The 22,472-nt window shown below is 42.3% G+C and carries 21 protein-coding genes and 3 pseudogenes; 10 read left to right on the top strand and 14 right to left on the bottom strand.

The features are described 5' to 3' along the window. Positions 1-81 precede the first annotated feature (81 nt). Entirely contained in the window at positions 82-456 is a 375-nt protein-coding gene (locus ACHFJ9_RS07840) for a nuclear transport factor 2 family protein (protein WP_053809835.1), read from the top strand. A 965-nt stretch (positions 457-1,421) separates the two neighbouring features. On the opposite strand, the gene ACHFJ9_RS07835 is transcribed toward ACHFJ9_RS07840, so the two are convergent. Together ACHFJ9_RS07835 and ACHFJ9_RS07830 are read right to left on the bottom strand one after the other, a co-directional pair. After that, positions 1,422-2,402 (bottom strand): zinc-binding alcohol dehydrogenase family protein, encoded by a 981-nt coding sequence (locus ACHFJ9_RS07835; protein WP_395354592.1) that lies wholly within the window; start codon positions 2,400-2,402, stop codon positions 1,422-1,424. 45 nt (positions 2,403-2,447) lie between these two features. Further along, entirely contained in the window at positions 2,448-2,855 is a 408-nt protein-coding gene (locus tag ACHFJ9_RS07830; protein ID WP_074189953.1) for a YybH family protein, read from the bottom strand. A 192-nt stretch (positions 2,856-3,047) separates the two neighbouring features. On the opposite strand from ACHFJ9_RS07830, the gene ACHFJ9_RS07825 reads away from it, so the two are divergent. Further along, complete coding sequence (locus ACHFJ9_RS07825; protein WP_395354588.1) at positions 3,048-3,395, top strand: winged helix-turn-helix transcriptional regulator; 348 nt, start codon at positions 3,048-3,050, stop codon at positions 3,393-3,395. 184 nt (positions 3,396-3,579) lie between these two features. Here ACHFJ9_RS07825 and ACHFJ9_RS07820 read toward each other — a convergent pair. Then, positions 3,580-4,125: pseudogene (locus ACHFJ9_RS07820) on the bottom strand (integrase). Between the two features lie 280 nt (positions 4,126-4,405). After that, positions 4,406-5,275, bottom strand: a complete 870-nt coding sequence (locus ACHFJ9_RS07815; protein ID WP_074189951.1) for a LysR family transcriptional regulator — start codon at positions 5,273-5,275, stop codon at positions 4,406-4,408. A gap of 846 nt (positions 5,276-6,121) precedes the next feature. Here ACHFJ9_RS07815 and bla point away from each other — a divergent pair. Next, entirely contained in the window at positions 6,122-6,997 is an 876-nt protein-coding gene (bla, locus tag ACHFJ9_RS07810) for a class A beta-lactamase (protein WP_124007622.1), read from the top strand. A 168-nt stretch (positions 6,998-7,165) separates the two neighbouring features. After that, complete coding sequence (locus tag ACHFJ9_RS07805; protein ID WP_074189949.1) at positions 7,166-7,630, top strand: VanZ family protein; 465 nt, start codon at positions 7,166-7,168, stop codon at positions 7,628-7,630. Positions 7,631-8,183: 553 nt separating this feature from the next. Here ACHFJ9_RS07805 and ACHFJ9_RS07800 read toward each other — a convergent pair. Beyond that, positions 8,184-9,155 carry a GlxA family transcriptional regulator gene (locus ACHFJ9_RS07800; RefSeq protein WP_047009328.1) on the bottom strand — a complete coding sequence of 324 codons (972 nt, stop codon included), beginning with the start codon at positions 9,153-9,155 and terminating at the stop codon, positions 8,184-8,186. Positions 9,156-9,251: 96 nt separating this feature from the next. Further along, entirely contained in the window at positions 9,252-10,028 is a 777-nt protein-coding gene (locus ACHFJ9_RS07795) for an MBL fold metallo-hydrolase (protein WP_074189948.1), read from the bottom strand. Between the two features lie 357 nt (positions 10,029-10,385). On the opposite strand from ACHFJ9_RS07795, the pseudogene ACHFJ9_RS07790 reads away from it, so the two are divergent. After that, a pseudogene (locus ACHFJ9_RS07790) lies at positions 10,386-10,527 on the top strand (IS5/IS1182 family transposase); the annotation flags it as partial. A gap of 230 nt (positions 10,528-10,757) precedes the next feature. Here ACHFJ9_RS07790 and ACHFJ9_RS07785 read toward each other — a convergent pair. Both ACHFJ9_RS07785 and ACHFJ9_RS07780 read right to left on the bottom strand, forming a co-directional pair. Further along, positions 10,758-11,525 (bottom strand): ABC transporter ATP-binding protein, encoded by a 768-nt coding sequence (locus ACHFJ9_RS07785; protein ID WP_145535406.1) that lies wholly within the window; start codon positions 11,523-11,525, stop codon positions 10,758-10,760. 2 nt (positions 11,526-11,527) lie between these two features. Beyond that, positions 11,528-12,580: an iron ABC transporter permease gene (locus tag ACHFJ9_RS07780; RefSeq protein ID WP_145535409.1), complete on the bottom strand. Its 1,053-nt coding sequence runs from the start codon at positions 12,578-12,580 to the stop codon at positions 11,528-11,530. Positions 12,581-12,788: 208 nt separating this feature from the next. On the opposite strand from ACHFJ9_RS07780, the gene ACHFJ9_RS07775 reads away from it, so the two are divergent. Next, positions 12,789-13,871, top strand: coding sequence for an ABC transporter substrate-binding protein (locus ACHFJ9_RS07775; protein WP_145535412.1), 1,083 nt, complete (start codon positions 12,789-12,791; stop codon positions 13,869-13,871). Between the two features lie 419 nt (positions 13,872-14,290). Here ACHFJ9_RS07775 and ACHFJ9_RS07770 read toward each other — a convergent pair. Beyond that, positions 14,291-14,615 (bottom strand): annotated as a pseudogene (locus ACHFJ9_RS07770) (IS1-like element transposase); the annotation flags it as partial. 403 nt (positions 14,616-15,018) lie between these two features. Between ACHFJ9_RS07770 and ACHFJ9_RS07765 the strand changes: the two are divergent. Further along, positions 15,019-16,623, top strand: coding sequence for a S8 family peptidase (locus tag ACHFJ9_RS07765; protein WP_395354583.1), 1,605 nt, complete (start codon positions 15,019-15,021; stop codon positions 16,621-16,623). 771 nt (positions 16,624-17,394) lie between these two features. Next, a complete protein-coding gene (locus ACHFJ9_RS07760) occupies positions 17,395-17,643 on the top strand; it encodes a hypothetical protein (protein ID WP_395354581.1) in 249 nt (82 codons plus the stop codon). Positions 17,644-17,782: 139 nt separating this feature from the next. Here the strand turns inward: ACHFJ9_RS07760 and ACHFJ9_RS07755 are convergent, their stop codons facing one another. Continuing rightward, a complete protein-coding gene (locus ACHFJ9_RS07755) occupies positions 17,783-18,028 on the bottom strand; it encodes a hypothetical protein (protein ID WP_017821096.1) in 246 nt (81 codons plus the stop codon). A 40-nt stretch (positions 18,029-18,068) separates the two neighbouring features. Beyond that, entirely contained in the window at positions 18,069-18,284 is a 216-nt protein-coding gene (locus tag ACHFJ9_RS07750; protein WP_104970141.1) for a DUF3820 family protein, read from the bottom strand. 143 nt (positions 18,285-18,427) lie between these two features. Between ACHFJ9_RS07750 and ACHFJ9_RS07745 the strand changes: the two genes are divergently transcribed. Beyond that, positions 18,428-18,736, top strand: a complete 309-nt coding sequence (locus ACHFJ9_RS07745; RefSeq protein ID WP_080955956.1) for a cysteine-rich CWC family protein — start codon at positions 18,428-18,430, stop codon at positions 18,734-18,736. A 38-nt stretch (positions 18,737-18,774) separates the two neighbouring features. Here ACHFJ9_RS07745 and ACHFJ9_RS07740 read toward each other — a convergent pair whose 3' ends face one another. Next, positions 18,775-19,119: a HopJ type III effector protein gene (locus ACHFJ9_RS07740; RefSeq protein ID WP_046873686.1), complete on the bottom strand. Its 345-nt coding sequence runs from the start codon at positions 19,117-19,119 to the stop codon at positions 18,775-18,777. Between the two features lie 199 nt (positions 19,120-19,318). On the opposite strand from ACHFJ9_RS07740, the gene ACHFJ9_RS07735 reads away from it, so the two are divergent. Next, positions 19,319-21,088 carry a choice-of-anchor I family protein gene (locus ACHFJ9_RS07735; RefSeq protein ID WP_395354578.1) on the top strand — a complete coding sequence of 590 codons (1,770 nt, stop codon included), beginning with the start codon at positions 19,319-19,321 and terminating at the stop codon, positions 21,086-21,088. Positions 21,089-21,157: 69 nt separating this feature from the next. Here the strand turns inward: ACHFJ9_RS07735 and ACHFJ9_RS07730 are convergent, their stop codons facing one another. Continuing rightward, the gene (locus ACHFJ9_RS07730) at positions 21,158-21,496 is read right to left on the bottom strand and encodes a 4a-hydroxytetrahydrobiopterin dehydratase (protein WP_054867569.1); all 339 of its coding nucleotides are present in this window, start codon (positions 21,494-21,496) and stop codon (positions 21,158-21,160) included. Beyond that, positions 21,486-22,280 carry a phenylalanine 4-monooxygenase gene (gene phhA, locus ACHFJ9_RS07725; protein ID WP_053807799.1) on the bottom strand — a complete coding sequence of 265 codons (795 nt, stop codon included), beginning with the start codon at positions 22,278-22,280 and terminating at the stop codon, positions 21,486-21,488. Before phhA ends, ACHFJ9_RS07730 begins: the two co-directional genes overlap by 11 nt. Positions 22,281-22,472 lie beyond the last annotated feature (192 nt).

Genomic DNA, 22,472 nt, shown 5'->3' with positions numbered 1-22,472 from the left:
TCAATTATCTCTGTTTTTCTTGGTAATTGATATGTTTAACCTAAAACTCGAAACGCTACGATATTAATTGAGGAGATTGTGATGTTAGAACGTGATGTATTAGCTGCTTGCAAGAAGGGCATTGAGGATTGGAAAAAGGCATTCAATACACAGGATGCTAAAGGATGTGCAGATCAATATACTCAAGCCTGCACAATGCATGCCCGACCATTTGGTACTTTTGAAGGTAAGGATGCCATTCAAGCATTCTGGCAAGATATTATGGATAAGGGGTTCAGAGACATAATCTATACCGATGTCAAATGGGAGCCGTGTGGTGACGATGGTTATATTCTTTCTTCGAAATGGACAATGAATAATGCCTTTGGTGTTGTGCATCGAGAGCACTGGGTTGTTGAGAGTGACGGACATGCCCGATTGGTTCATGATGATTTTGAAGTCCAAGGTGAGCGTTAATAGTGAGAATTGCGGCACACCGCCTACTGATAAAAAAATCCAGAGATCACTCTGGATTTTTATCAGAACCGATTAGGTATGTAGCGAAACTAAAGGACAATCGCACTACTACCTGTCCTTTGACTCAGAACAAACCATGTTGGAATTGAGTTATCAAGCAGAAACCAATATGACCGAGTCTAGATAGACGGGCGCAATCGAAGGATATTGGAAATGTAACATCGTTGTAGATGGTTTAGATTCTACCCGTAGCAAGATTATCGAACATGGTCTTCTTATCGGGGAGTGCTTTGACGTTAAAGGGCTTGCCTACTTATGTCACCTGACTGACTATTGCATTGAAATTATTCATAAAAACCTCAAAAAATGCTCTCAAAGCTCCTAGGTGGATGGGTTCTGAATCTTTTAACCTTTCAACTCTTAAAATTAAGAATATTGAAAAAGGCATCAAGTTCTATACGTCTATTAGGATGAAGTTGTCCAACACATATCGTTCTGAAGAAAGTAAAATGACTCTGTTCTTTCTAGTCTTTGAAAAGGATAGCGAAAGCATCCGTAAACCTTCAAATATCATTCAGGAAGAAAGTTTATGGTAATTTCCATATACGATATTAGAACTTCAGCGTTTAAGTAGAATGGAGTAAAACCTCAACTTCCATTACTGAATTGGCTCCGAGACAGGATTTTTGGAGTTAGAGTTGTATTGTGAACCAAAAGCGTTCACACATTTAGGCAGCGGATCCCCCACCTACAATGACATTTATGGTGTCAATGAAATGTTCTGCCACTGAGTATTCACACTATCTCGTTAGAAAGTGCCTACTGTGACGGCTCTGGAAAAAGTGAGATATAGCAGTAAAACTCTCTCATTAGTAAAAGATCACAAGTGCATTTGCTAATTCGATTCGAAATAGGAAGTGACTTGAAAATAGGCTCAGTCATTACTGAGCCATGTCTTACGATTTTCATTCCACTTGAAGTAATAGTTTGCCTTGGGTTTGACCTTGTTCAAGCTCTTCATGAGCTAAAAATGCACAATCAAGTGGGTAATGACTATGAATATGGATCTTTAATTCATTGTTTTGTATCAGCTCCTCAACCTCTTTAATTGCTCGAATGTTGTCTTGCCTACAAACCGAGCCACCATTAAATACTTCAAACTTTATCGATTTCATGAATGCATTAGTGATAGCTGATTCGAGCTGAGGCGCTTGACTACTTTGGGCAAAACCGTACCAAATGATGTGGCCGTTTTCAGCCAGTAACTCGATATCTCTTGCAATCGTATCTCCGCCAGTGGCATTAAAGATCAGATCTAACCCTTCAGGAAATTGTTGAAAAATGGTTTTATTAAGCCCAGGATTTTTATAATTGAGTACGATATCCGTGCTCAATTCCTTCACGAAACTATATTTATCATCAGAACCTATTAAGCCAATAACCGTATAACCTTGTTTTTTTAGAAGTTGTACCAATACACTACCGACACTGCCTGCTGCACCATGTACCAACGCAATTTTATTTTGAGCATGATTCACTCTGTATGTTAACAACATTGCTGTTCGAGCGGACATAGCAATACTACTAGCAATATCTTTTTGAAGTGTTACTGGGACAGCCACTTCCCAAGATTGTGTGCTTTGTGTATCGATGATCACATATTCAGCGTATGTTTGGTTTCCAGCAAAGGCAACCAGCTCACCAACTTGAAAGTTTTTAACGTCGTTGCCTACCAACTCTACAATGCCAGAGCCTTCCATTCCTAGAGTAAATGGTGGAGTAGGGAGCCCTGGGAAAGCACCTTTTCGGATGTACGTGTCAGCGTAGTTTATGCCACTAAATGCCACCTTAATTAGAATTTGTGTTGAAGTAATGGTTGGTTTTTCTACTTCACTAGTAACTAGGTTTTCGATGCCACCAAATGCTTTTAATTGCACTGCTTTCATAAGTTGTTACCTATTTTATTTGTTTAAATTCGCCTAATTTCTAAACTAAAATCCGTTGGGGTTATCTATAATGTAAACCCAGCCACCATCCACATAGCGCATAACTTCAAGAGCTGTTCCTGTCATAGTATTTGATATCTCCCACTCCGAGCGAATCATGGCAACGTCATTATTAATGTGGATAGATACACTTTTTGTCACCATTTCCACATCACCTTGCATGAATGTTTTTAATACCTCTTTTATTTCGTCATGACCTTTAGCTTGATTGCCCTCTTTATCGAGGACGAGTACTGCATCTTTATCAAAGAGAGTGCTCAAACCTTCTAAATCGTGCTGGGCAAAATACTGTCCAAAAAGAGCGTGAAGCTCTCCAGGTGTTTGAGGCTTGATATATTCCGCAGCTTGTAGGCCAAATGAGAAAATAGGGAGAAAAAGTAAAATAAATCGCATAATTAGTCCTTGATTATTACTGCGCCAATGTAAACCCAATTGGTGCGTTGTTGATTTGATAACAATAATGAACTTGGTTACTAATTAAAATTAGCTACTAAAAAGTAACTAGTTACACAAAGGTAACTAATGGTTTGTGGTAAACTTGAACATTAGACTGATCACTAATGCATAAGAGCAGTATGGATTATTATGAAAGTGACAAAAAAGGTAGTGAATCATCAAGTACAGCCCGATGACTACTGTAGCGTGGATAAGTATTTAACTTTGATATCCACGAAGTGGACAGCTCATATCGTTTGGCTTTTGGGTCAAAGTGATGAAATGCGTTTTGGACAAATTCGCAAACAGTTAGCGTTGGTTTCAAGTAAAGTGCTCACAGAACGTTTGAAGCTGCTTCAACAGTATGGCTTTGTATGGCGTAGGCAAGAAGATACTATACCAGTGGCCGTAAACTATGGCTTAACACATAAAGGAAAAGAGTTTGCACAAATAGTTAATTTTATTGTGCAAAAAGCGGACGACTGGGATTCGAGGTAATTAGGGTTTGTGTGACAACAAACTCTAAAATCAAAACTAGAGCTATTGATAATAAATAGGTTCTGATGAATCATCTATATAAATTTGCACCTCAAATCTTCCTCCTTATTTTTCTATGAGTTAACAGGTATTGAGTGTTTGTTTTCGTCAGTCGTAGGAGCACAGGCTTCTCTGAAGTATGAAACTAGCAATCCGTTTCAGTGCTATCTAGCTTTAAGTGTCCAAGTAGGATCTGTACCCTTATGTTTTTCATTCTGGCATAGTTCAGAATAGCTCTAATACGAAGCATGGAATGAATACCATAATAGCCCGCATTCAGCCTCAACTTTACAGCCCAGTTCCTGATAATCGTACGATAAAACGAATAACTGATGACTTGGCCTTTACGGCGACAGCTTGGAAATAGAAAACTACTTGCCTGTAGATGTGCTGAGTAAACTCACCGACTAATACTCTGCTGCGTTCTCGGAGTAATCTCATAGTGTACATCGGTACCTGTTTTTTGCAGGATGTATTGAACCCTCTCATAGATCACTCCTGCCGAAGAAACATCATATACGTGCATCTTTCGTAGATCACTCGCCCTCAACTCGCTATCAATGGCTAAGTTCAATAGTGCAAGCTGTATTAGGTTACTTTCAAGCTCTAGCCTAGTTCTGATTCGCCAAATCTCTTCCAACTTGAGTGGTCTTTTTATCCCGCTACATTTTCCTGAAGATAACTTTCTCATGTTGACCTCCTCTTAGGTGTTATTGGTAAACATAAAGTCTGGCTATCGACTACAACTGTTGCAGCAGCTTGGTATGGGAACTTACGGGCATGACGACAAATACATCAGCTTTAAGCATGTAATCAATGCGGTTGTGTGGCCACTACACCTTAACAGATGCGTGGGATAGTGATCGTCTGGCGGCTAACTATCGATTTACCCCACAGAGGTGGCGGACATCGATGTCCTCTACTTAGAGGACTATGACAGCTGGACGTTTCAGATTAATACCCGTGCACTATCAACAATACTCCAAGATCCACTGCTTGAATAGCGTTTGCGCTTTGGTCTCAGTTTGACTTTGTCGTTTTGTCAGCCAGTAGGAGCCGCTGTCGAGAAAGATATCGAAGGGCTGGATAAGCTTTTCTTCCATTAGTGTCTTTTCAAACATAACGGGAGGCGCTAATGCAATTCCGAATCCCTGAACTGCGGCTTCAATCATCGAAATGGATGAGTCAAAGGTGATACTGTTGAGCCTGGACTTAGGTAGCGGTATATGGGCTTTTTGAAACCACAACGCCCACTCCTCAGGGTTGTATGAACGCAGCAAAGTGTACCCCAGAATATCCTGCGGTTTCTCTAAGTGGTGGCCGACCGTTTTATTGCAAAGTACGGTTAAGGGGGCTTGAAACAAATGTTCTGCTTCGGTCGCATGCCATCTGCCTTTGCCATAACGAATAAAGAAGTCCAGCCCTTCGGACACAGGAGCCGCCACATTGTTGTTGGTCGAGATTCTGACATCGATATAGGGAAAACGTTCATTGAAGTCTTTGATTCTTGGGAGCAACCAGTTCAGAGCAAAAGTGCCCACAGCACCAACACAGACCACTTCTCGGTGAATTCCTTGTTCAAGCATCTCTAACGTATCGATCATACTGTCAAACGCATTTCTAACCACCGGCAATAACATCATTCCTTCATCGGTCAGCGCTAACCCTCGCGGAAGACGATAAAACAGCGCTCCCCCCAGTTGCTGCTCCAACATCTTAACCTGTTGACTGATCGCCGCCTGCGTGACACAGAGCTCGATAGCGGCTTTAGTGAAGTTCAAATGCTTAGCAGAGATAAGAAATGCCCTTAGTGCATTCAACGGAAGATGTGTGATATTCATAATTAGATCTTAGTTAAACTTATGGCTGAGTTCAGTTTTAACATATTGTTCTCTGATACGTCTATCCTTACGATTGTTGTGTTTTTAGAGTGATACGTAATAAAAACCAATAAGTAATAGTTATAAATGAACAGGTTCACTTCAATGTGTGTGAGAATATTAACCATCAATGCAGTAACTCTAGCTATGTTGTTTGCGCCTACCATTAACGCGACTAGCGTGGGAGATGTACCCTCATCCCTGAAAACTTAAAGCTCTTGTGGAAGGCAATTCGACGGGAAACCCACCCAAATAAACACGCCGCCGACACCACCGGCGAACGAGGTATGGGTCAGCAGTACAGGCTCGACCGCTGGATTTGGTGCTTCTGTGGTTTACATTCCAAGCCAAGATGCGGGTATCGTGATTCGTGCCAATTAAAACTAACCAAGTCAGGAATGCGTGAAAGCGGCTTACCATATTCTTTAGGCAGGACTAGAACAATAAGCGTATCAGGGTAGATAAAGTTTGAACAAACAATCAGGAATATAACTAGCGTACTTAAAGTGAAACAGCTGCTCTCAGTACCATCACTGATAACGTTGCAAGACCAATTAAGGCAAGGAGGTCGGAATTAGCAAGATCTAATTAAATCAATTGAAAGCCCGTTTTTATCTCAATTCAAGAGAAACTGATAAACCTATAGGTATTTTTAAGTTCCTATACTCATAAACAAACATTATATCCTTAGTGATCTACAAAAAAGTTGTTAACAAATACTTTGGTAATCAAGTATTTCAGAGTGGATCATAAAACCACCAAACTTTATAGAAATTCAACCACCATATTAATTTTTAAGGGTTAGAAATGAAAAAACATATCGTATCTAAAAATAAATCGTTATCTTCAAAATTATTTATTTCTACTAGTTTTTTGCTCTCATTCGGTGCCTATGCTTCAGATTTAGAGCAAAGAGTTCAATATTTTGAAGATAAAGGTTGGAGTATTGGAGTAACTGTTTTAGATACGGAATCAGGTAACATTAATTCTGTAAATGGTGATAAACGTTTTCATTTTAATAGCACTATAAAAGCATTAGCATGTGCAAATATCTTATCTAAAGTCGATAAAAATAAGATCTCATTAGATGACTCCATCTATCTCAAGAAAAGCGATATTGTAACGTACTCTCCTGTAACAGAAGATTACGTAGGTAAAAAACTAACCTTACGAAAAGCATGTAAAGCTTCTTTAACATATAGCGACAATACTGCAGCTAACTATACAATATCTGCGGGTGGCGGTCCCGAAGGGCTGACGAAGTTTATGCGCTCAATAGGAGACGATGTACTTAGATCAGACCGATACGAGCCCGAGTTGACTAAAAATATCGAATACGATATTCGAGATACGACGACAACGAATGCAATGGCATCCAGTCTTAACAAGCTTCTATTAGAGAATGTATTATCCGAAGAGTCTAAGCTTCAACTTAAACAATGGATGAAAGGCAATAAAGTGGCAAACGACTTGTTAAGAGCCTCTCTGCCACAAGGTTGGGCCATCGCAGACCGTTCTGGGGCAAGTGACTACGGCGTAAGAGGAATTATATCAATGGCTTGGTCTAAGGATCATGAACCGTTGATTATTACCATGTATGTTCGAAAAAGTAACACTACGATGAAAGAACGTGATCAGGTAATCGCAGAGATCGGCAAAGTAATTTTTGAACAATACCCGTAACAATTTTTAACCACCACCGTTAAATCGGTGGTGGTACGATAAATTGCCGTCCAAAGAGCATATTTTTAATTGTATTTAGGGCTATCTATGTCAATCAGTTGTTCTCGTGTATTTATAAGCAGTTCATTCTTAGAAAAATAGATTTTGTATAATTAATAAGGTAAAGCTTTGAATTTATTCTATCTAATTACTCTAATATGGACACTATTGATTATTTCTTGTGTTTGGGTTGAATATACTAAAGAAATCAAAAACCTGATCACTTTACTTCTCTTTTTAATATGGACCACAGCATTAATTACCTTAACATTTGGTACACCTTCTGGTGGTGGTAGCGCTATTAACTTTACGTTATTAGATGTTACAAATCGTGCAGACGTCATTGACGCTTGCCTGAACACATTATTGTTCTTGCCCTGTGGAATGCTTCTAAGACTTGCCGGCATAAGGTGCTTTCCGTCGATTATAGTATCGGGCATATTAAGTACACTAATAGAGGTTATGCAATTTGCAGTAGGTTCTGGAAGAACTTCTGACCTAAATGATGTACTTTTTAATACTTTAGGAGCAATTCTAGGTTTTTCTCTTTTTTGTGCTCTTTTTAGATATAAAAAGTTTTTAGCATCGAGGTAGCGTTATTGAACCGAGTACCCCACGTTTAATAGACATCTTACTAAGTTTAGCTCTAGAGTTTCATTGAGCGGTGATTTATGACTAAACGTCGTAACCCAGCGTATACTGAAAGTTTCGCAAAGAAGCGGTTAAGCTTAACCAGTCCTTCAGGTCAAAAAGCAGTCTCCATTGCCAAGGAGCTGGTACTGGGTCAGCTCAAGACAGGGGAAAGGTTAACTTTGAAAATTAATATGTCGTATAATGCATATCCATCTTAACTGGATCAGAACAGTATGCGTACTGATAGATCGAATTTACCCTCCTCCTTCGTTATATATCGTGATGATTAATAGCATGTTGTATTAGAAAGTGGATAACTTTTGCTAGGGTAAACTCATATTAATAGAGTATGAATGAGTAAAAGGTCTAACGCATAAAGGGGCAGTTCTGCGTTACGATGATCTACCCCGTCAGCAAGCCGTTGGACATTAATGAGCTACGCTAACCTCCCTAATAATCGGAATTGACATGAGGAAATGTATGGCAAACCTTAGTTGGAACGCTGAATATTTGTCTAAGGCTGTTGGTGGAACGTTTTCCTCCATCGGTTAGGGGTTACCTCATAACGCTCTTTAAATTTATCTCTGAAAATGAGAACTGAGCTAAACCCTGTTTTTGCAACAATCTGTTCAATAGACAAATCTGTAGATTCAAGTAGATCCTGAGCCAAGTTTAGTCGCTCAGCTGTCAGCCATTCTCCAAATGACATACCTGTAGCTCTATTAAATTTTCTCGTAAAAGTTCGGCGGGACATCATCACTGAATCTGCTAGCTCATCCAGTGAATATTTTTGATTGATATCACGCCTGATATTGTCCATTAATGCATTGATACGTGAATCAGATGTCGTCACAGGTATAGGTTGATCGATAAACTGAGCTTGCCCACCATCTCTGTATGGAGGCACAACCATTCTTCTTGCTACTCGGTTCGCAATCGTACTGCTGTAGTATTTTCGGAAAACATACAGACAGCAATCGATACCTGCGGCAGTACCTGCTGAGGTTATCACCCCGCTATCTTCAACATATAAGGCATTCGTATCGAGCGAAACTTCTGGAAAGCGTTGACTAAAATCCTGTTCTAATTCCCAATGTGTCGCAGCTCGTTTCCCCGCTAATAAGCCAGCATAAGCGAGAACATAACCACCAAGACATAAACCGACAACCAATGCGCCTCGGGCATGAGCACGACAGAGAGCATTGAGCAACTTTTCATTAGGGCGCTCGTCAATTGTTCTCCAATAAGGTACAACGATGATGTCGCAATACTCTAGGAAATCAAGCTGCGCCTCGGTATGAATTTCCATACCGATATCAGATAAAATCGGTCCTTCCTCTCCAGCGACAAATTTAAGCTCGAAAAAAGCTTCATTAAGGGTATCTCTTCCAAACACAATGCTAGGGACAGAAATATGAAACGGGCTAAAGCGATTGAAAACAACAACAGCAACGGAAGGAATTTTATGGTTTTCATTGAGATACATAGTTCGTTTCCAAAGTAAAATGCACAGAGCAATGTTAGTACACTACTCTGTGCGGTTCATAAACGCAGGCCATAGGTTTGCTTTATGACATCAAAACTAGATTATCACTGTTTCACCATCTTCTGGAACAAACACAAAATCGCTAATCATATTTGCAGCTGCGTATTCGCGCATTTCTTGAGTAGTCACCAATACATGGTTAACCGCCCCCATATGAGTCGCAACGATTTTCGCTTTAGGTAGCACTTGGTGTGTTTTTAGTACATCTTCTTTACCCATAATAATAGGACCAAAGCCCAGTACATGCGCCCAACCTGTATTGAGAATAACGACACCTGGTTGTTCTTTTTTCATGGTTTCTTCTACACTTGGAATCCAAATCGTATCACCAACCACATATAACTTTTCTTCATCGGCATGGGAAAAAATCACGCCTGTCACTTCACCCAAAATTTCAGCCATTTGATCATGTTGGAATGCTGCATCAGAGCCATGCTGGCAGACTGTACGTGTAAATGAAATACCGTGATATTCAGTCTCTTCAGAGAAGATTTTAACGTTGGTAAAACCTTGTGATAGAAGAATAGTTTCATCACCTTCGTGCTGTACAAAAATCAATTTATCTTTAGGTATCGCATTCACCGCTGTTTCATCCCAGTGGTCTGGGTGAGTATGAGTTAGAAGAACAGCGTCCACATTGATGATGCTTTCAAGAGGCAGAGGCAATTCAACTGTTGGATTGCGTAAGTGTGAACTTGCTGTTCCTTCAAATCCAGGGTAAGTGCCTTTTGGCGCTAACATTGGGTCAATAAGGAATGTTTTACCTGCATAATCGATGACTTGTGTTGCATTGCGAATTTGTGTGATTTTCATAATTGTGCTCCAGTATTGCTGTGTTTTGCTGTAATGGAGTCATTTTATGCAATAGGATAGACGCTCAAAAGTGGCTTAAAGGACACATAAGGATACTATTGGGACAAAAATTTGTTCTTGGAATTAGTTGTTATTAGATAAATTGAGGGAAACTAATAGAAACCATTTTAGTGTTCAACAACTGACGTAACACTGTTTGGGGCATTTTTGATTTTGACTAATTTGTCCAACAGGCTGTTGGACAATTGGTGTCAGTCGGGGTTTGTTTCTTATTCAGCAACAAATCAGCATCTTTGATTACCTTTTCAACAGTTGCAAATTTTGCAACTGTTCAAGCCCCAAAAACTAAGCGGTTGACACCCTAGGAATGAAGCTGTTGAGGCAATTAAAAAACAATACACTAGCTCAGTGGAAAAGTAACTCTGGCTATCACGACCGTTCACTCTCTGAGACGGCAATGAACAAAATCTTAGGGCTAGGTATACCTGCTAGAAACTGACAGGTAAGTTAGGTAGGAGGACTATATCCCTTACCTGATTTGATCAATAACGCCCATTTTAACCAATATTGAACTGGTTAGAAGCTTTTTCGATAATCGCTGGGACTTCACAGTCACCGTCTCAAACGAAGAAAAGTTCTAGGCACTTTTGAGCTAGTCACTTAACCGTATACCGCCCTCTATTTTCAGTTGATGAGAGGGCTTTTTACAACAGTTTCACTTCACCAGATTTAATACGCTCGCGTAGTACGGACAAATGGCACGCCGTGTTCATCTTTAATCACTTGAGCCTGAACGTCATAAATGCTCTGTACAAGATCGGACGTTAAGATCGCTTTCGGGTGGCCACTTGCCACCAGGTGTCCGTTTTTCAGTACCAACAAGTTATCTGCATATTGCGCAGCCAAATTAAGGTCGTGTAACACCATGATCGTGACATACTCTCGTTCTCGAGTCTGGCTTACCAAATGTTCAAGCAGTACGTGTTGATAGTGAAGATCTAGCGCACTGACTGGCTCATCCAACATCATGATTTTAGGCTCACGCATTAACGCCTGTGCGAAGAGAATCATTTGCCGTTGACCACCACTGAGTTTGCTCACATCGTTGTTTGCCAAATGCGAAAGTCCAATCTGGTCTAATATTCCCAGAGCTCTATGCAGCGTGTCATTGCCCACTCTCAAGCTCAGCGCGTCTAACTGTCCAAGCAACACAACTTCAATCGCTGTTAGATTCACGTCTAAATTGATGTCTTGTGGCATATAACCAAACTGGCTTCGCCACTGTGAGAGCGAATTATGCGTTAGCGATTCATCACCATAATTGACCTCACCGGACTCTAACTTGATGTCACCAAACAACGCTTTAAGCAGCGTACTTTTGCCTGTTCCGTTTGGCCCTAGAATTGCAGTTACTTGACCCGGATTGAGTTCAAAGTCGATATTTTTAGCCAGACTTAATGATCCAATTTGAATGTTAATTTGCTTAGCTGTCAGCATCGTTACCCTCGCTTCGCGATAATCAGCCAAAAGAAGAACGGTACGCCAATAATCGCAGTCACTATTCCGATTGGGAACAACGCACCGGGCACGATCACTTTTGAAAGAACAGACGCAGTCGAAAGAAGAAACGCGCCTATTAGGAATGAAAGAGGTAAAAAGAATCGCTGGTCTTCGCCAACCAACATTTTGGCAATGTTAGGCGCGACAATACCAACAAATCCAATGATGCCAACAAAACTGGTCACCGTTGCTGTCATCAAGGCAACGATAAACAGTGTTTTCAAGCGCAGCTTAGCGACATTAACACCGACACTTTTTGCTCGCTCTTCACCTAAACGCAGGGCAGTTAATTTCCAAGAATCTTTGAGTAACAAAGCAACACCAGCCACCACAACCAAGGAGGTGATCAACAAGTTCCCCCACGTGGCTTTCGACAAGCTACCAAACAGCCAAAATAGGATTTGCTGACTTAATTCTGGGGACGAGACAAACTGTACCAACGACAATAGCGACTGAAAAAGAAATAATAATGCAATACCCGCTAGTATTAACTGACCTGAGCTGATATGGCGCATTGAGGCCAACGCGAAAAGAAAACATGCAGAAAGCATGCAGCAGATGAACGCACCGAGCGGGACAGCGTAATTACTATCTAAGCCCAATGAACCGAAATAAAGCGTAATTGCAGCACCAAACCCCGCAGCCGCAGCCATACCTAGCGTGTAAGGACTTGCCATCGAGTTGTTTAACAACGTCTGCATCTCAGCGCCACCAACTCCGAGCGAACCACCGACAACAATCGCCATAAGTGCAATCGGCAAACGCAAGTTGGTCACAATGACTTGTGTGGAGGCATCAACCTGAAATGGTAAGCCGATAAATTCTAAAATCGCATACAGAACCCGACTTGCATCCAACATTGATGGCCCTGTCATGATATCGAGCACAAAAGAGATGACCAAAATAAGACAAAAAACACTCAGTACAACAAAGCGTTTCCGCTCATACTTTCTCTGGTTTTCAATGGCTTGTAACACTGCTTCGGACTGCATCTAACGCTACCTGATTTCCTAAAAGATGGATTTTCTTTTTCTACTGCGTCGCCGCTTGTTCAACACAAACCGCGCCGAGCATTAAATTGAGAATGTATACTAACAAAAATGATAATAATTTGCATAAAGATTAATAAAAAGCTTATTATCGGCAACCAAGATAAGGGATCCAGTGGACACTGGCATATAGAAAAGAGTCTAAGTTACCATGTATAAATCACTACTCAGTTTTGCTGCACTTACTGTCAGTGCCTCGGCATTTGCAGACATCACCACCGTTACCGATGTACTGGGTCGAGAAGTTACCTTCGACGCACCAGCCAAGCGCGCGGTTGTCGGTTTCTATCCAGAAGACTATATGGCCATTGGTACAGAAGCCGCGTATGACAACGTGGTTGGGATGTCTAAGTACATTTGGCAAGCACGCTCTGCAAACTGGGAGCTCTACGTTAAACACCGTCCTTCTCTCGACAAAATTCCTGAAATTGGTCGCGTCGATACCAATACGTTTTCTGCGGAAAAAGTCATTAGTCTAAACCCAGACGTCCTGATGCTCGCTGACTGGCAATACAAAGGCCTTGGCTCAGAAATCGAACGTATCGAAGACGCGGGAATTTCTGTGGTTGTCGTCGATTACAACGCACAAACTTTGGAGCGCCACCTGAAAAGTACACAGTTGATTGGCGTGATCACTGGTCAAGAAGAGCGTGCAGAAAAAATCGCCAATGAATACAAACAAAACCTAGAAATGATCACTCAGCGACTTGAGTCTGCCAACCTGGAAAAACCCAAAGTATATACAGAGTATGGTGCTGCTGGCGTGAATGAAGTCGGGTATACCTTCGGCAAAAATATGTGGGGTGCGATTGCTACCATGGCGGGTGGAGACAATATTTCAGCGCCGTTTGTTGAATGGTGGGGAAAACTCAACCCAGAACAAATTATCGTTGCTAACCCTGATGTAATTGTCATGACAGGTTATGAATCAGGCAGCTCTGATGATGCAATGGTGATGGGTCAAGGCGTCGATGAAGAACTTGCAAAACAGCGTTTAGCTGGATTTAAACAGCGCATTGGCTGGTCATCTATTGCCGCGGTTAAGAACAACCGCATGTATGCGGCTTACCACGGCGCTTGTCGTACTATTCTCGATGGCGCGATGCTGCAGTTCTACGCTAAAGCAATGTACCCAGAACAGTTTAAAGACCTCGATCCAAAGCAAGCCTACTTAGACTTCTACGCTAAATACTTGCCAGTCACGCCAAGTGGTTCGTTTGTCACGCAGTTGTAGCCTGTTTTGAGATATGTCAGGTTGAACTCATATCAACCTGACTGTACCGTATGTACATTTTTATGCTTTATAAAGCAAAAAAGGGCTCTAACTGGAATCCTTGACATTATCAGGCGTTATTGCCTTACGCTTTCTTTGGTAGAGATTACTCACATGAGTACTCGTACGGCCAATTCACATCACTATGCCACTTCTTTTATTTTTCTCGATTAGCTGTTGAACGCTTTCAAAATACAGTTCAGGCACCCTATATTCGGTCGTATACATTGGACTCATTTCGTATTACTAAAACTTGGCCAATATCCTTTTTCCAAAATATTAACTATATCTGCGCTGAAAAGGAATGGGGCAAAGGTGTGTTGCAGTTCTTAAATGGGGAAGTGTTTTTCCTCATATTCCTCAACCAATGCAGCTAGCCTTTCAAGTTTACAAATTAGTCTTATATTTGCTCTATCGAAAGGGATTGAGGTTACTTACCTTGGCGAGATTTTTTAAAGTGCTCAATACCGTGTTGTATCCGACATTCAACACTTGTGCTGTTTCCCTAACTCCAGAGCTATTCATTGACATATCGACAATTTTTTCTTTTACATCTGGCTTGCGGACTTCGTAAACTTAATCGAGTTGAAAGCTCTTTCGACACTCGATATGCCTGAAACGAGGAAAGCCAGAATGCCCTTTTCCATGTTCACGGACGGGCTCTGTTTTATTACAGAAACGACATTGAACTTGGATAGTAGCCATGAGTTAAAAAACATCAGAAACCAGGTGGCTATATTAACATCTATCAACCAATTTGAGTCATGACCAATGAAAGGATAGTTAGGTTTTTATTGCGTAAATTATCGGTAAGAATAGTGCATATAACAGGCAATAAGCCAGGTGTGTAGAATTATTCTATTTTAGGGATTTTGCTCTAAATCTAAATGAATCTTTGCATTTCAATTTCAATAAAGCTTGGTTATTGATCATGTTTCTGAGTATGTGAATTATTATCAATTATGCATATTGTTGCTCATTGTCTAGTTTGATTTGTGTAACGTCACTGCAGCACGTATTGAGCGTACTACGCTGATTGTCTGTGTTTTCGTGTTGACAGTTTGGTACTAGGTAAAATCAACAAGACTATGATTTCAAGGAACATTTTATGTTAAAGAAACTACTAAGTTGTTGTATCACCTCCGCGCTCTGTTTTCATTCTTCTCTCGCTTTTTCGCAACCCAATGAGATTGCGGACAGTGCAGAGTTACAACAAGCTCCCGACACATTGCCTGCCACTTTGATGCTTGCACCGGACGACATCGCCATTGCAGATCGATATATAGTGGTATTTCAACAACCGCAAATGATGGCGAGCAGCTCACCGGAATTCGAGCAATTCACGCAACAGTCTGTAGACCGCATGTCCGGTTTATATTCGATACAAGTGGAGTCGGTTTTTGACCACTCGATCAGTGGATTTGTCGCTAACTTGAGTCCTGAGCAACTAAAAGATCTGCGTTCTGATCCTCGTGTGGACTACATTGAGCAAGACAGAATCCTATCGCTTGACCCAATAGTCTCGGCAGACGCAAATCAAACCAATGCCATTTGGGGACTAGACCGAATCGACCAACGAAACTTGCCACTCGATAACAACTACAGTGCCAACTTTGATGGAACTGGTGTAACGGCTTATGTTATCGATACTGGTGTGAATAACGCGCATGTTGAGTTCGGTGGTCGCTCGGTTTCAGGGTATGACTTTGTCGACAACGATGCAGATGCAAGTGACTGTAATGGACACGGCACACACGTAGCGGGCACCATTGGCGGCAGCTTGTATGGTGTTGCGAAAAACGTCAACCTTGTCGGTGTGAGAGTATTGAGCTGTAGCGGTTCGGGTTCTACGTCTGGTGTTATCGCCGGTGTGGATTGGGTGGCTGCGAATGCTTCCGGACCTTCAGTCGCCAATATGAGTTTGGGTGGCGGTCAATCTGTCGCTCTCGATAGTGCGGTGCAAAGTGCGGTTCAGTCAGGTGTCAGCTTTATGCTTGCAGCAGGTAACTCCAATGCCGATGCGTGTAACTACTCTCCAGCGCGCGTTGCTACTGGTGTAACTGTCGGCTCGACCACCAGCACGGATGCACGTTCGAGTTTTTCAAACTGGGGCAGTTGTGTGGATGTGTTTGCGCCAGGCTCACAAATCAAATCTGCGTGGTATGACGGTGGTTACAAAACCATTAGTGGTACATCGATGGCGACGCCCCATGTAGCGGGTGTAGCAGCACTGTATCTTCAAGAAAACAGTTCGTTGTCGCCAAGCCAAGTAGAGGCCTTGATCGTTAGTCGCGCAACAAGCGGAAAGGTGACGGACACAAGAGGCAGCGTGAACAAGCTACTTTATAGCTTAACGGATGCTGATTGTGGCCAAGACTGTGGTGGCCCAGATCCAACACCGGATCCAGAAGGTAAGTTAACCTCGGGTGTACCTGTGAGTGGTGTAAGTGGTTCAACCGGTCAAGTCGCGTATTACTATGTTGATGTCGAAGCGGGGCAGCGCTTAACCGTACAAATGTATGGTGGCAGCGGTGATGCGGACCTGTATCTCCGTTTTGGTGCAAAACCAGCACTGAACGCATGGGACTGCCGACCTTTCAAATACGGTAACAATGAAACATGTACGGTCAGCGCGACACAAAGTGGACGTTATCACGTCATGATTCAAGGTTACTCAAACTATAGCGGTGTCAGCATTCAAGCGAGCTACTAGTTATTATTTTCGTTATTGAAAGAGAACAAAGCCCACTTGTCGGTGGGCTTTGCTTTGGGAATACTGAGTTTAATAGGTGGCGTTCGATGCTATTCAAACGCACCGGCCTTTTTCTTCAAGAACTCAACTCGAAGCGGCATCGAAGCTTTCTATTAGTAGTACCCGCATAAGTCGGGTTCTCCAAGTCGTGTACATCAAATAGGATGCGAACTTAATCTCCTCGAGCTAACTCTTTCTCCATCATAAATCTTGGCATGATGGCAAACCCAATATGATACAAAACAAATTCTTTACTGTGACCGCGGTTCTCACTTGCACTTTTAGGCTGTGAGACAAACGCGTGACCTGACCTTGGCTGTTGGTCATCGTGAACGATATGGTGGCTAATCCGAGAAGATTGTATCCACTCAAAACTCAGACCCTATACTGCACATGTTGATGGGCTGGCAACAGTAACATTGGATGAAATGGGCCTTGAACCACGGCAAGATCATTATAAATGGGAACTATTAGGCAAAGAGGCGATCAAACGAGCTAAATTGGAATGGGGCAAAGACGTTACAAACCATACAGACACGCCTCTGGATATAAATGTTCTCGTCCTTTTCTATTAAATCATTAATAACCAAGGATATTGCAAAGAGAGTTGTGGACAGATAGCTAGAACTGTAGGCTTGTGCTAGCCAGGGCGCCTGACATTGGGAGAGCACTAAACATAAACCTTGGATTCTGCTACCGTAAAGCCCATATTTAATTTGAGAGAGATGGATAATGAACGACAGTTGGGCTAACTTCTTTCCGTACTTTGCTGGAGCTTTTAAGCTTATTGTACTAGGTATTGGAGCTTACTTAGCTATTAAATGGCATTTTGATGAAGAGCAAAGAGTAAGGGAGGCCGAAGGCGTGGTATTCGATAAACCAAGCTTCAAGAAAAAGTTCGCAATGATGCTAACCTTCCCATTCCTTCTAGGTCTTCTAGTCCTTCTCGTTATTTATGCAACTAACTGGTTTCTCTACTGACGGAATTTATTGATACGATCAATGTTTAAGCTCTCAACGGGTTTGGAGCAAAAAAGAGTCAGCCTAACGGTCTGGCTCTTTTGATGAAAACACATGGTATCGTGGGATAACTAGGGAAGCTGTGGCAGGTTACACTCACTTACTCCTTAGGCAGGTGACCAGTTTCCTTCGCAAGCTTTTGCATCGCCTCGGCAAACGTTGTTGTCCCGCCTTTAGCTTTAACCTGTATTACCTTATATCCCAACTTTTCCAACGCTTGGCGCTCTGCCAAAACAGCTTTGTCATCTTGCTGGCTACCTTGAGCTGGCTGATGAATGTAACATCCCTCTAATTTACCATCTTCGACCAATTGGTGGTGTTTCAGTGCATCGATATCAAAATTCATAATAAGTCTTTTCATTAAAAGTGTGAGTTTCTGTGGCTAGTTACATACGCTTCAAAGGCTTCACGACACTATCTAAGCCTTCAATTTTGAGCGCTAAACACAGCTTGAGCAAATCCCCTAGCTCGCCAGTTGGCCAGCCCTTTTTATCGAACCACAATAGGTATTCTTCAGGTAGGTCGATTAACACTCGCCCTGCATATTTTCCATATGGCATTTGCACTCTAGCGAGTTTAATGAGGTTTTCTTTTTCTAACATAAGTGACAAAGATTTGAGGTAACTCGTCCAAGAATATCACTGCCGCCCCCTCCTCACCAGTAAATAGCACTCACGTTTATTTTGGCGGCCTTGACTCGCTTTGTGCTAGAGTACGCGGCATAAAAAATGAGAACGAGAAAGCAATGAAGTCACCTTGTCGAGCAGCATGTAAAAATAACGCCGGAATATGCTCTGGTTGTCACCGAACGATGGATGAAATCATCCAATGGAAAGACAAAACCGATCTCCAACGAGATACGATTATCGAACAAATCGCAGGGAAAGATTCAACGCACAATTGTCCTGAGTGCGGGACTCAAGCCCATTGTGATATCGCCGCAGGCAAAGAAACCTGTTGGTGCTTTACTATTGAAACCCGTGATTTACCCAAGCCAAGCGCCAACCAGTTGTGTTTGTGCCGAAAATGTCTAGAAAAAAAGCCAGTCGCATAATACGACTGGCTTACTGTTCTGCGTTTTCTGACTGGTGTTTATTTAGCGGTTAAAGCGGGTGCTTCAAACTTAATACCATCCCACCCTGTTACCATAAAATTACGAATATTCTGGTGATCGCTATTCTCTGGATGCTGCAATACATCTTCACGATAAAAACGGCCAAAGCAGGCTAGCGTCGCTTCTTTGTCTAGGTTATTTAGCAAGCCGAAAGCGAAGATCTTACACGAACCGTTGTTCTCACCCGCGTTGTTTTGCGTCTCACCATTAACAAAAGCGGTTGGCTCAAACGTATAGTTTTCTTCGATCACCGCCATCGTTGCTTCAAATTCGACCTGCTCTGGTGAAGCTGCCAACAAATCTAAAAACGATTTTAATTCCATTATTCCTCTATCCCTACTTCATCATTTTGATGACACATTAGTTTCATAAAAAGCCAATATAAGAGTCATCAATCATACATATATTCAGAGCCTTACCAAATCACACGTCATTCAGCGTTCCACCATTCCAATTGCGGAAATGGACAGAAGCATAAACCCCATGCTGATTGACAACGTATCGGATTGATAAGGAGATATCATGATCACCCCTTTAAAGGCAATCGGTGCACTCGCATTGTCATCACTTGCCATCGCGTGTTCATCACAACCCGAAGATACCGTGGCTTCATTCGCTACACAATGCAAACCGACCACTGCGCCCGTTGCTGGGGAAACGTCAATTCAAGGGTTAACGTTTATCGGGACATCCGTTGCTGATGCCCCATTCGACACATCGGCAGCTGAAATCGTCAGTTATGACGCCTGTACGGATAAGCTCTATGTGGTCAATGCTGAAGCAAAACGTGTCGATGTACTTTCTATGGATGACAACGGCGTACCAACGCAAACCGCATTCATTGATCTCAACAGTGCTGGCGAAGCAGCTGGCGTTGAAATTGGCGCTGCAAACAGTGTCGCTGTATTCAATGGTTTGGTCGCGGTTGCGATTGAAAACAGTAATAAACAAGCGAATGGTATTGTTGGTTTGTACCGCTCCGACGATTTGTCATTAGTCATGACGTTTCCAACAGGCGCATTGCCAGACATGGTAGGCTTCTCGAAAGATGGCCGATATATCGCAACCGCTAATGAGGGCGAACCAAACAGCGATTACAGCGTCGATCCTGAAGGTAGCGTCACTTTGATCGATCTGAACCTTGGCGTTGCTCAAGCAGAAGTGACACAAATTGGCTTTAACGAGTTTGATGGTTCACGAAAAGCAGATCTCCCAATGAATGTGCGTATTTCGGGGCCAAACGCCACCATCGCACAAGATCTAGAGCCGGAATACCTCACTTTTGCAGATAACGGTAAAATCTATGTCGCGCTACAAGAAAATAACGCCATGGCAATCGTCAATCCAGTGAGCAAATCGGTAGAAAAAATTGTTGGCTTAGGTGAGAAGTCTTGGTCGGACGCTAAACTCGATGCATCTAACAAAGACAAAATTATTGGAAACTTGAAAAGCTACCCACAACTGGTTGGCTTATTTATGCCTGACACCATCGACAGCTACTCAGTGAATGGGAGTACTTACATCGTATCCGCAAATGAAGGCGACGGGCGTGAGTACGGATTCAAAACCACTCAAGAACTGTGCGACAAAGCTGGCTTTATGTGGGATGAAGACGATTACCTTGGTACAGATGAATACACATCTGAGCAAGGGAGCTGTTTAAGCCATATTGATGAAGTGCGCGGTAAGAAGCTGAAAGTAGCAGCAGAACACCCATTGGCAGAGGCACTAAAAGACAACAAACAACTCGCGCGTTTAAAAGTGATTAAGCCGGCACAAACGCTTTCTGCACAAGATAAGGTTCAAGCATTTGGCGCACGTTCATTCTCGATTTGGGATGAAAACGGCAAGTTGGTGTTCGATAGTGGTGACGATTTCGCGACCATCGCGCTGCTGAATGAAGGTAAAAACTTCAACAGTACCAACGATAACAATCACAGTGGCGATGACCGAAGTGATGATAAAGGCATTGAGCCAGAGGCGATTGAAGTAGCACAAATTAACGGTCGTCATTACGCGTTCATCGGCTTAGAGCGCCAAGGCGGTATTATGATTTATGACATTACCGATCCGAAACAAGCGCAGTTCCTACATTACGTAAACCGTCGTGATTACAATCAGCCAGTGTGTACACAAGTGGAAGATGGCGAATGCACCAACGACACATACAATCCAAAAGCAGGCGATTTAGGCCCAGAATCCATCAATTACTTTACCCGTAATGGTAGTCATTTTATCGCTGTTGGCAATGAGGTATCTAGCACGACATCCGTCTTCCGAATCAATCTATAAAGTAATGTAAAAGTCATTTAGAACCAAAACGCCCGACGTAAGCCGGGCGTTTTTTTATGAGGTAATGTCCTACTCTGCCGATGCTAGCGCGTCACATTTTGATGCGCAGATAAAATCGTTCTTATGCAGACCTTTGATCGAGTGACTCCACCAAGTTACGGTGACCTTACCCCACTCCAACATAATAGAAGGATGGTGGAACTCATCTTCTGCCAGTTCCGCGATTTTGTTACTGAAAGCCCATGCTTGTTTGAAGTTCTTAAATTTATACACCTTTTCTAGTTGAGGTATGTCTTCTCTTTCAATGATCTGCCAATCAGACAATTGCAGCAGCAGAGATTGTTGTTCTTCTTTGCTTAGTGCAATGGCATCGATACTACAAGCTTCGCATTTTTGTTCATTCAACATGAGCAGGTTCCTTTGGTTCAAAAAGTGGAGGAAGCAGTCCAGCTTCAATCGCTAGATCGGCTTGTTTCAATAAATTTAACTGACTGATTTTAAAGAGCTGAGAAAAGTCATCAATCACGTAATACTTCGGTTGCATGATGTCGATACGATAAGGCGTTCTCAGCACAGTTTGTAACTCAAATGGGTCGCGAATTGCTACATCACTCTCTAATGCGTAGAGGGTTTCGCCAGGAGATGAGAGAATACCACCACCGTAAATTTTGGTTTTGTCCCCTTCTTTGACCAAGCCAAACTCTACGGTAAACCAGTAGAGACGAGCAAGATAGGCTCTTTGTTTTGGTGTAGCGGCTTGCCCTAGTTGACCATAATGCTCGGTAAATGCAGCAAAATCTGGGTTGGTTAACATCGCACAATGACCAAATATTTCATGGAAGAAATCCGGCTCTTGCAAATAATCGAACTCATCTCTTGTACGCAAGAATGTGGCGACGGGAAAGCGCTTATTACCGAGCAGATTAAAAAAACGGTCAAAATCAATAAGCGCGGGAACGGGCTCCACTTGCCAACCTGTTGTCTCCATCAGGACACGATTAATTTCTGGCAATTGAGGAACGCGGTCTTGAGGTAAATCAAGCAGCGTTAAACCGTGTAAATAAGCCTTACAAGCTCTGTTTTGGATCACACCCATTTGTCGTGTTACCAAATCTCGCCAAATGGCGTCTTCTTCACGGCTCCATTCAACCCTGCCTTCCTGGTTTACGGGTTTAGAACGATACTGAGTCATGGCACATCTCCATTAACAAATCCTTTACATTAAGCCTATCTTCAGTCTTGAGAGCTTCCAATCCCTACACGATTTTCTCAGTATCGATTCGATGTAACATATTGTTTACAACGCACCGTAACTGCATGATTTTTATGACACGATATAATATCTAGCTTGTTTGACTTTATCGTGTATTCCTCTCAAACTAAA

The sequence above is a fragment of the Vibrio sp. D3 genome, assembly GCF_043995865.1.
Lineage (GTDB): Bacteria > Pseudomonadota > Gammaproteobacteria > Enterobacterales > Vibrionaceae > Vibrio > Vibrio diabolicus.
Note: the sequence above shows the minus strand (reverse complement) of the source record. Positions and strands in the feature narration are given on the sequence as shown.

Coding starts and splice junctions, on each gene's coding strand:
- ACHFJ9_RS07765 (WP_395354583.1), top strand. CDS start 15,019: ATGTTAAAGAAACTACTAAGTTGTTGTATCACCTCCGCGCTCTGTTTT.
- ACHFJ9_RS07730 (WP_054867569.1), bottom strand. CDS start 21,496: ATGTTGAATGAACAAAAATGCGAAGCTTGTAGTATCGATGCCATTGCA.
- ACHFJ9_RS07735 (WP_395354578.1), top strand. CDS start 19,319: ATGATCACCCCTTTAAAGGCAATCGGTGCACTCGCATTGTCATCACTT.
- ACHFJ9_RS07760 (WP_395354581.1), top strand. CDS start 17,395: ATGAACGACAGTTGGGCTAACTTCTTTCCGTACTTTGCTGGAGCTTTT.
- ACHFJ9_RS07795 (WP_074189948.1), bottom strand. CDS start 10,028: ATGAAAATCACACAAATTCGCAATGCAACACAAGTCATCGATTATGCA.
- ACHFJ9_RS07785 (WP_145535406.1), bottom strand. CDS start 11,525: ATGCTGACAGCTAAGCAAATTAACATTCAAATTGGATCATTAAGTCTG.
- ACHFJ9_RS07825 (WP_395354588.1), top strand. CDS start 3,048: ATGAAAGTGACAAAAAAGGTAGTGAATCATCAAGTACAGCCCGATGAC.
- ACHFJ9_RS07800 (WP_047009328.1), bottom strand. CDS start 9,155: ATGTATCTCAATGAAAACCATAAAATTCCTTCCGTTGCTGTTGTTGTT.
- phhA (WP_053807799.1), bottom strand. CDS start 22,280: ATGACTCAGTATCGTTCTAAACCCGTAAACCAGGAAGGCAGGGTTGAA.
- ACHFJ9_RS07835 (WP_395354592.1), bottom strand. CDS start 2,402: ATGAAAGCAGTGCAATTAAAAGCATTTGGTGGCATCGAAAACCTAGTT.
- ACHFJ9_RS07815 (WP_074189951.1), bottom strand. CDS start 5,275: ATGAATATCACACATCTTCCGTTGAATGCACTAAGGGCATTTCTTATC.
- ACHFJ9_RS07740 (WP_046873686.1), bottom strand. CDS start 19,119: ATGGAATTAAAATCGTTTTTAGATTTGTTGGCAGCTTCACCAGAGCAG.
- ACHFJ9_RS07840 (WP_053809835.1), top strand. CDS start 82: ATGTTAGAACGTGATGTATTAGCTGCTTGCAAGAAGGGCATTGAGGAT.
- ACHFJ9_RS07755 (WP_017821096.1), bottom strand. CDS start 18,028: ATGAATTTTGATATCGATGCACTGAAACACCACCAATTGGTCGAAGAT.
- ACHFJ9_RS07750 (WP_104970141.1), bottom strand. CDS start 18,284: ATGTTAGAAAAAGAAAACCTCATTAAACTCGCTAGAGTGCAAATGCCA.
- ACHFJ9_RS07780 (WP_145535409.1), bottom strand. CDS start 12,580: ATGCAGTCCGAAGCAGTGTTACAAGCCATTGAAAACCAGAGAAAGTAT.
- ACHFJ9_RS07830 (WP_074189953.1), bottom strand. CDS start 2,855: ATGCGATTTATTTTACTTTTTCTCCCTATTTTCTCATTTGGCCTACAA.
- bla (WP_124007622.1), top strand. CDS start 6,122: ATGAAAAAACATATCGTATCTAAAAATAAATCGTTATCTTCAAAATTA.
- ACHFJ9_RS07745 (WP_080955956.1), top strand. CDS start 18,428: ATGAAGTCACCTTGTCGAGCAGCATGTAAAAATAACGCCGGAATATGC.
- ACHFJ9_RS07775 (WP_145535412.1), top strand. CDS start 12,789: ATGTATAAATCACTACTCAGTTTTGCTGCACTTACTGTCAGTGCCTCG.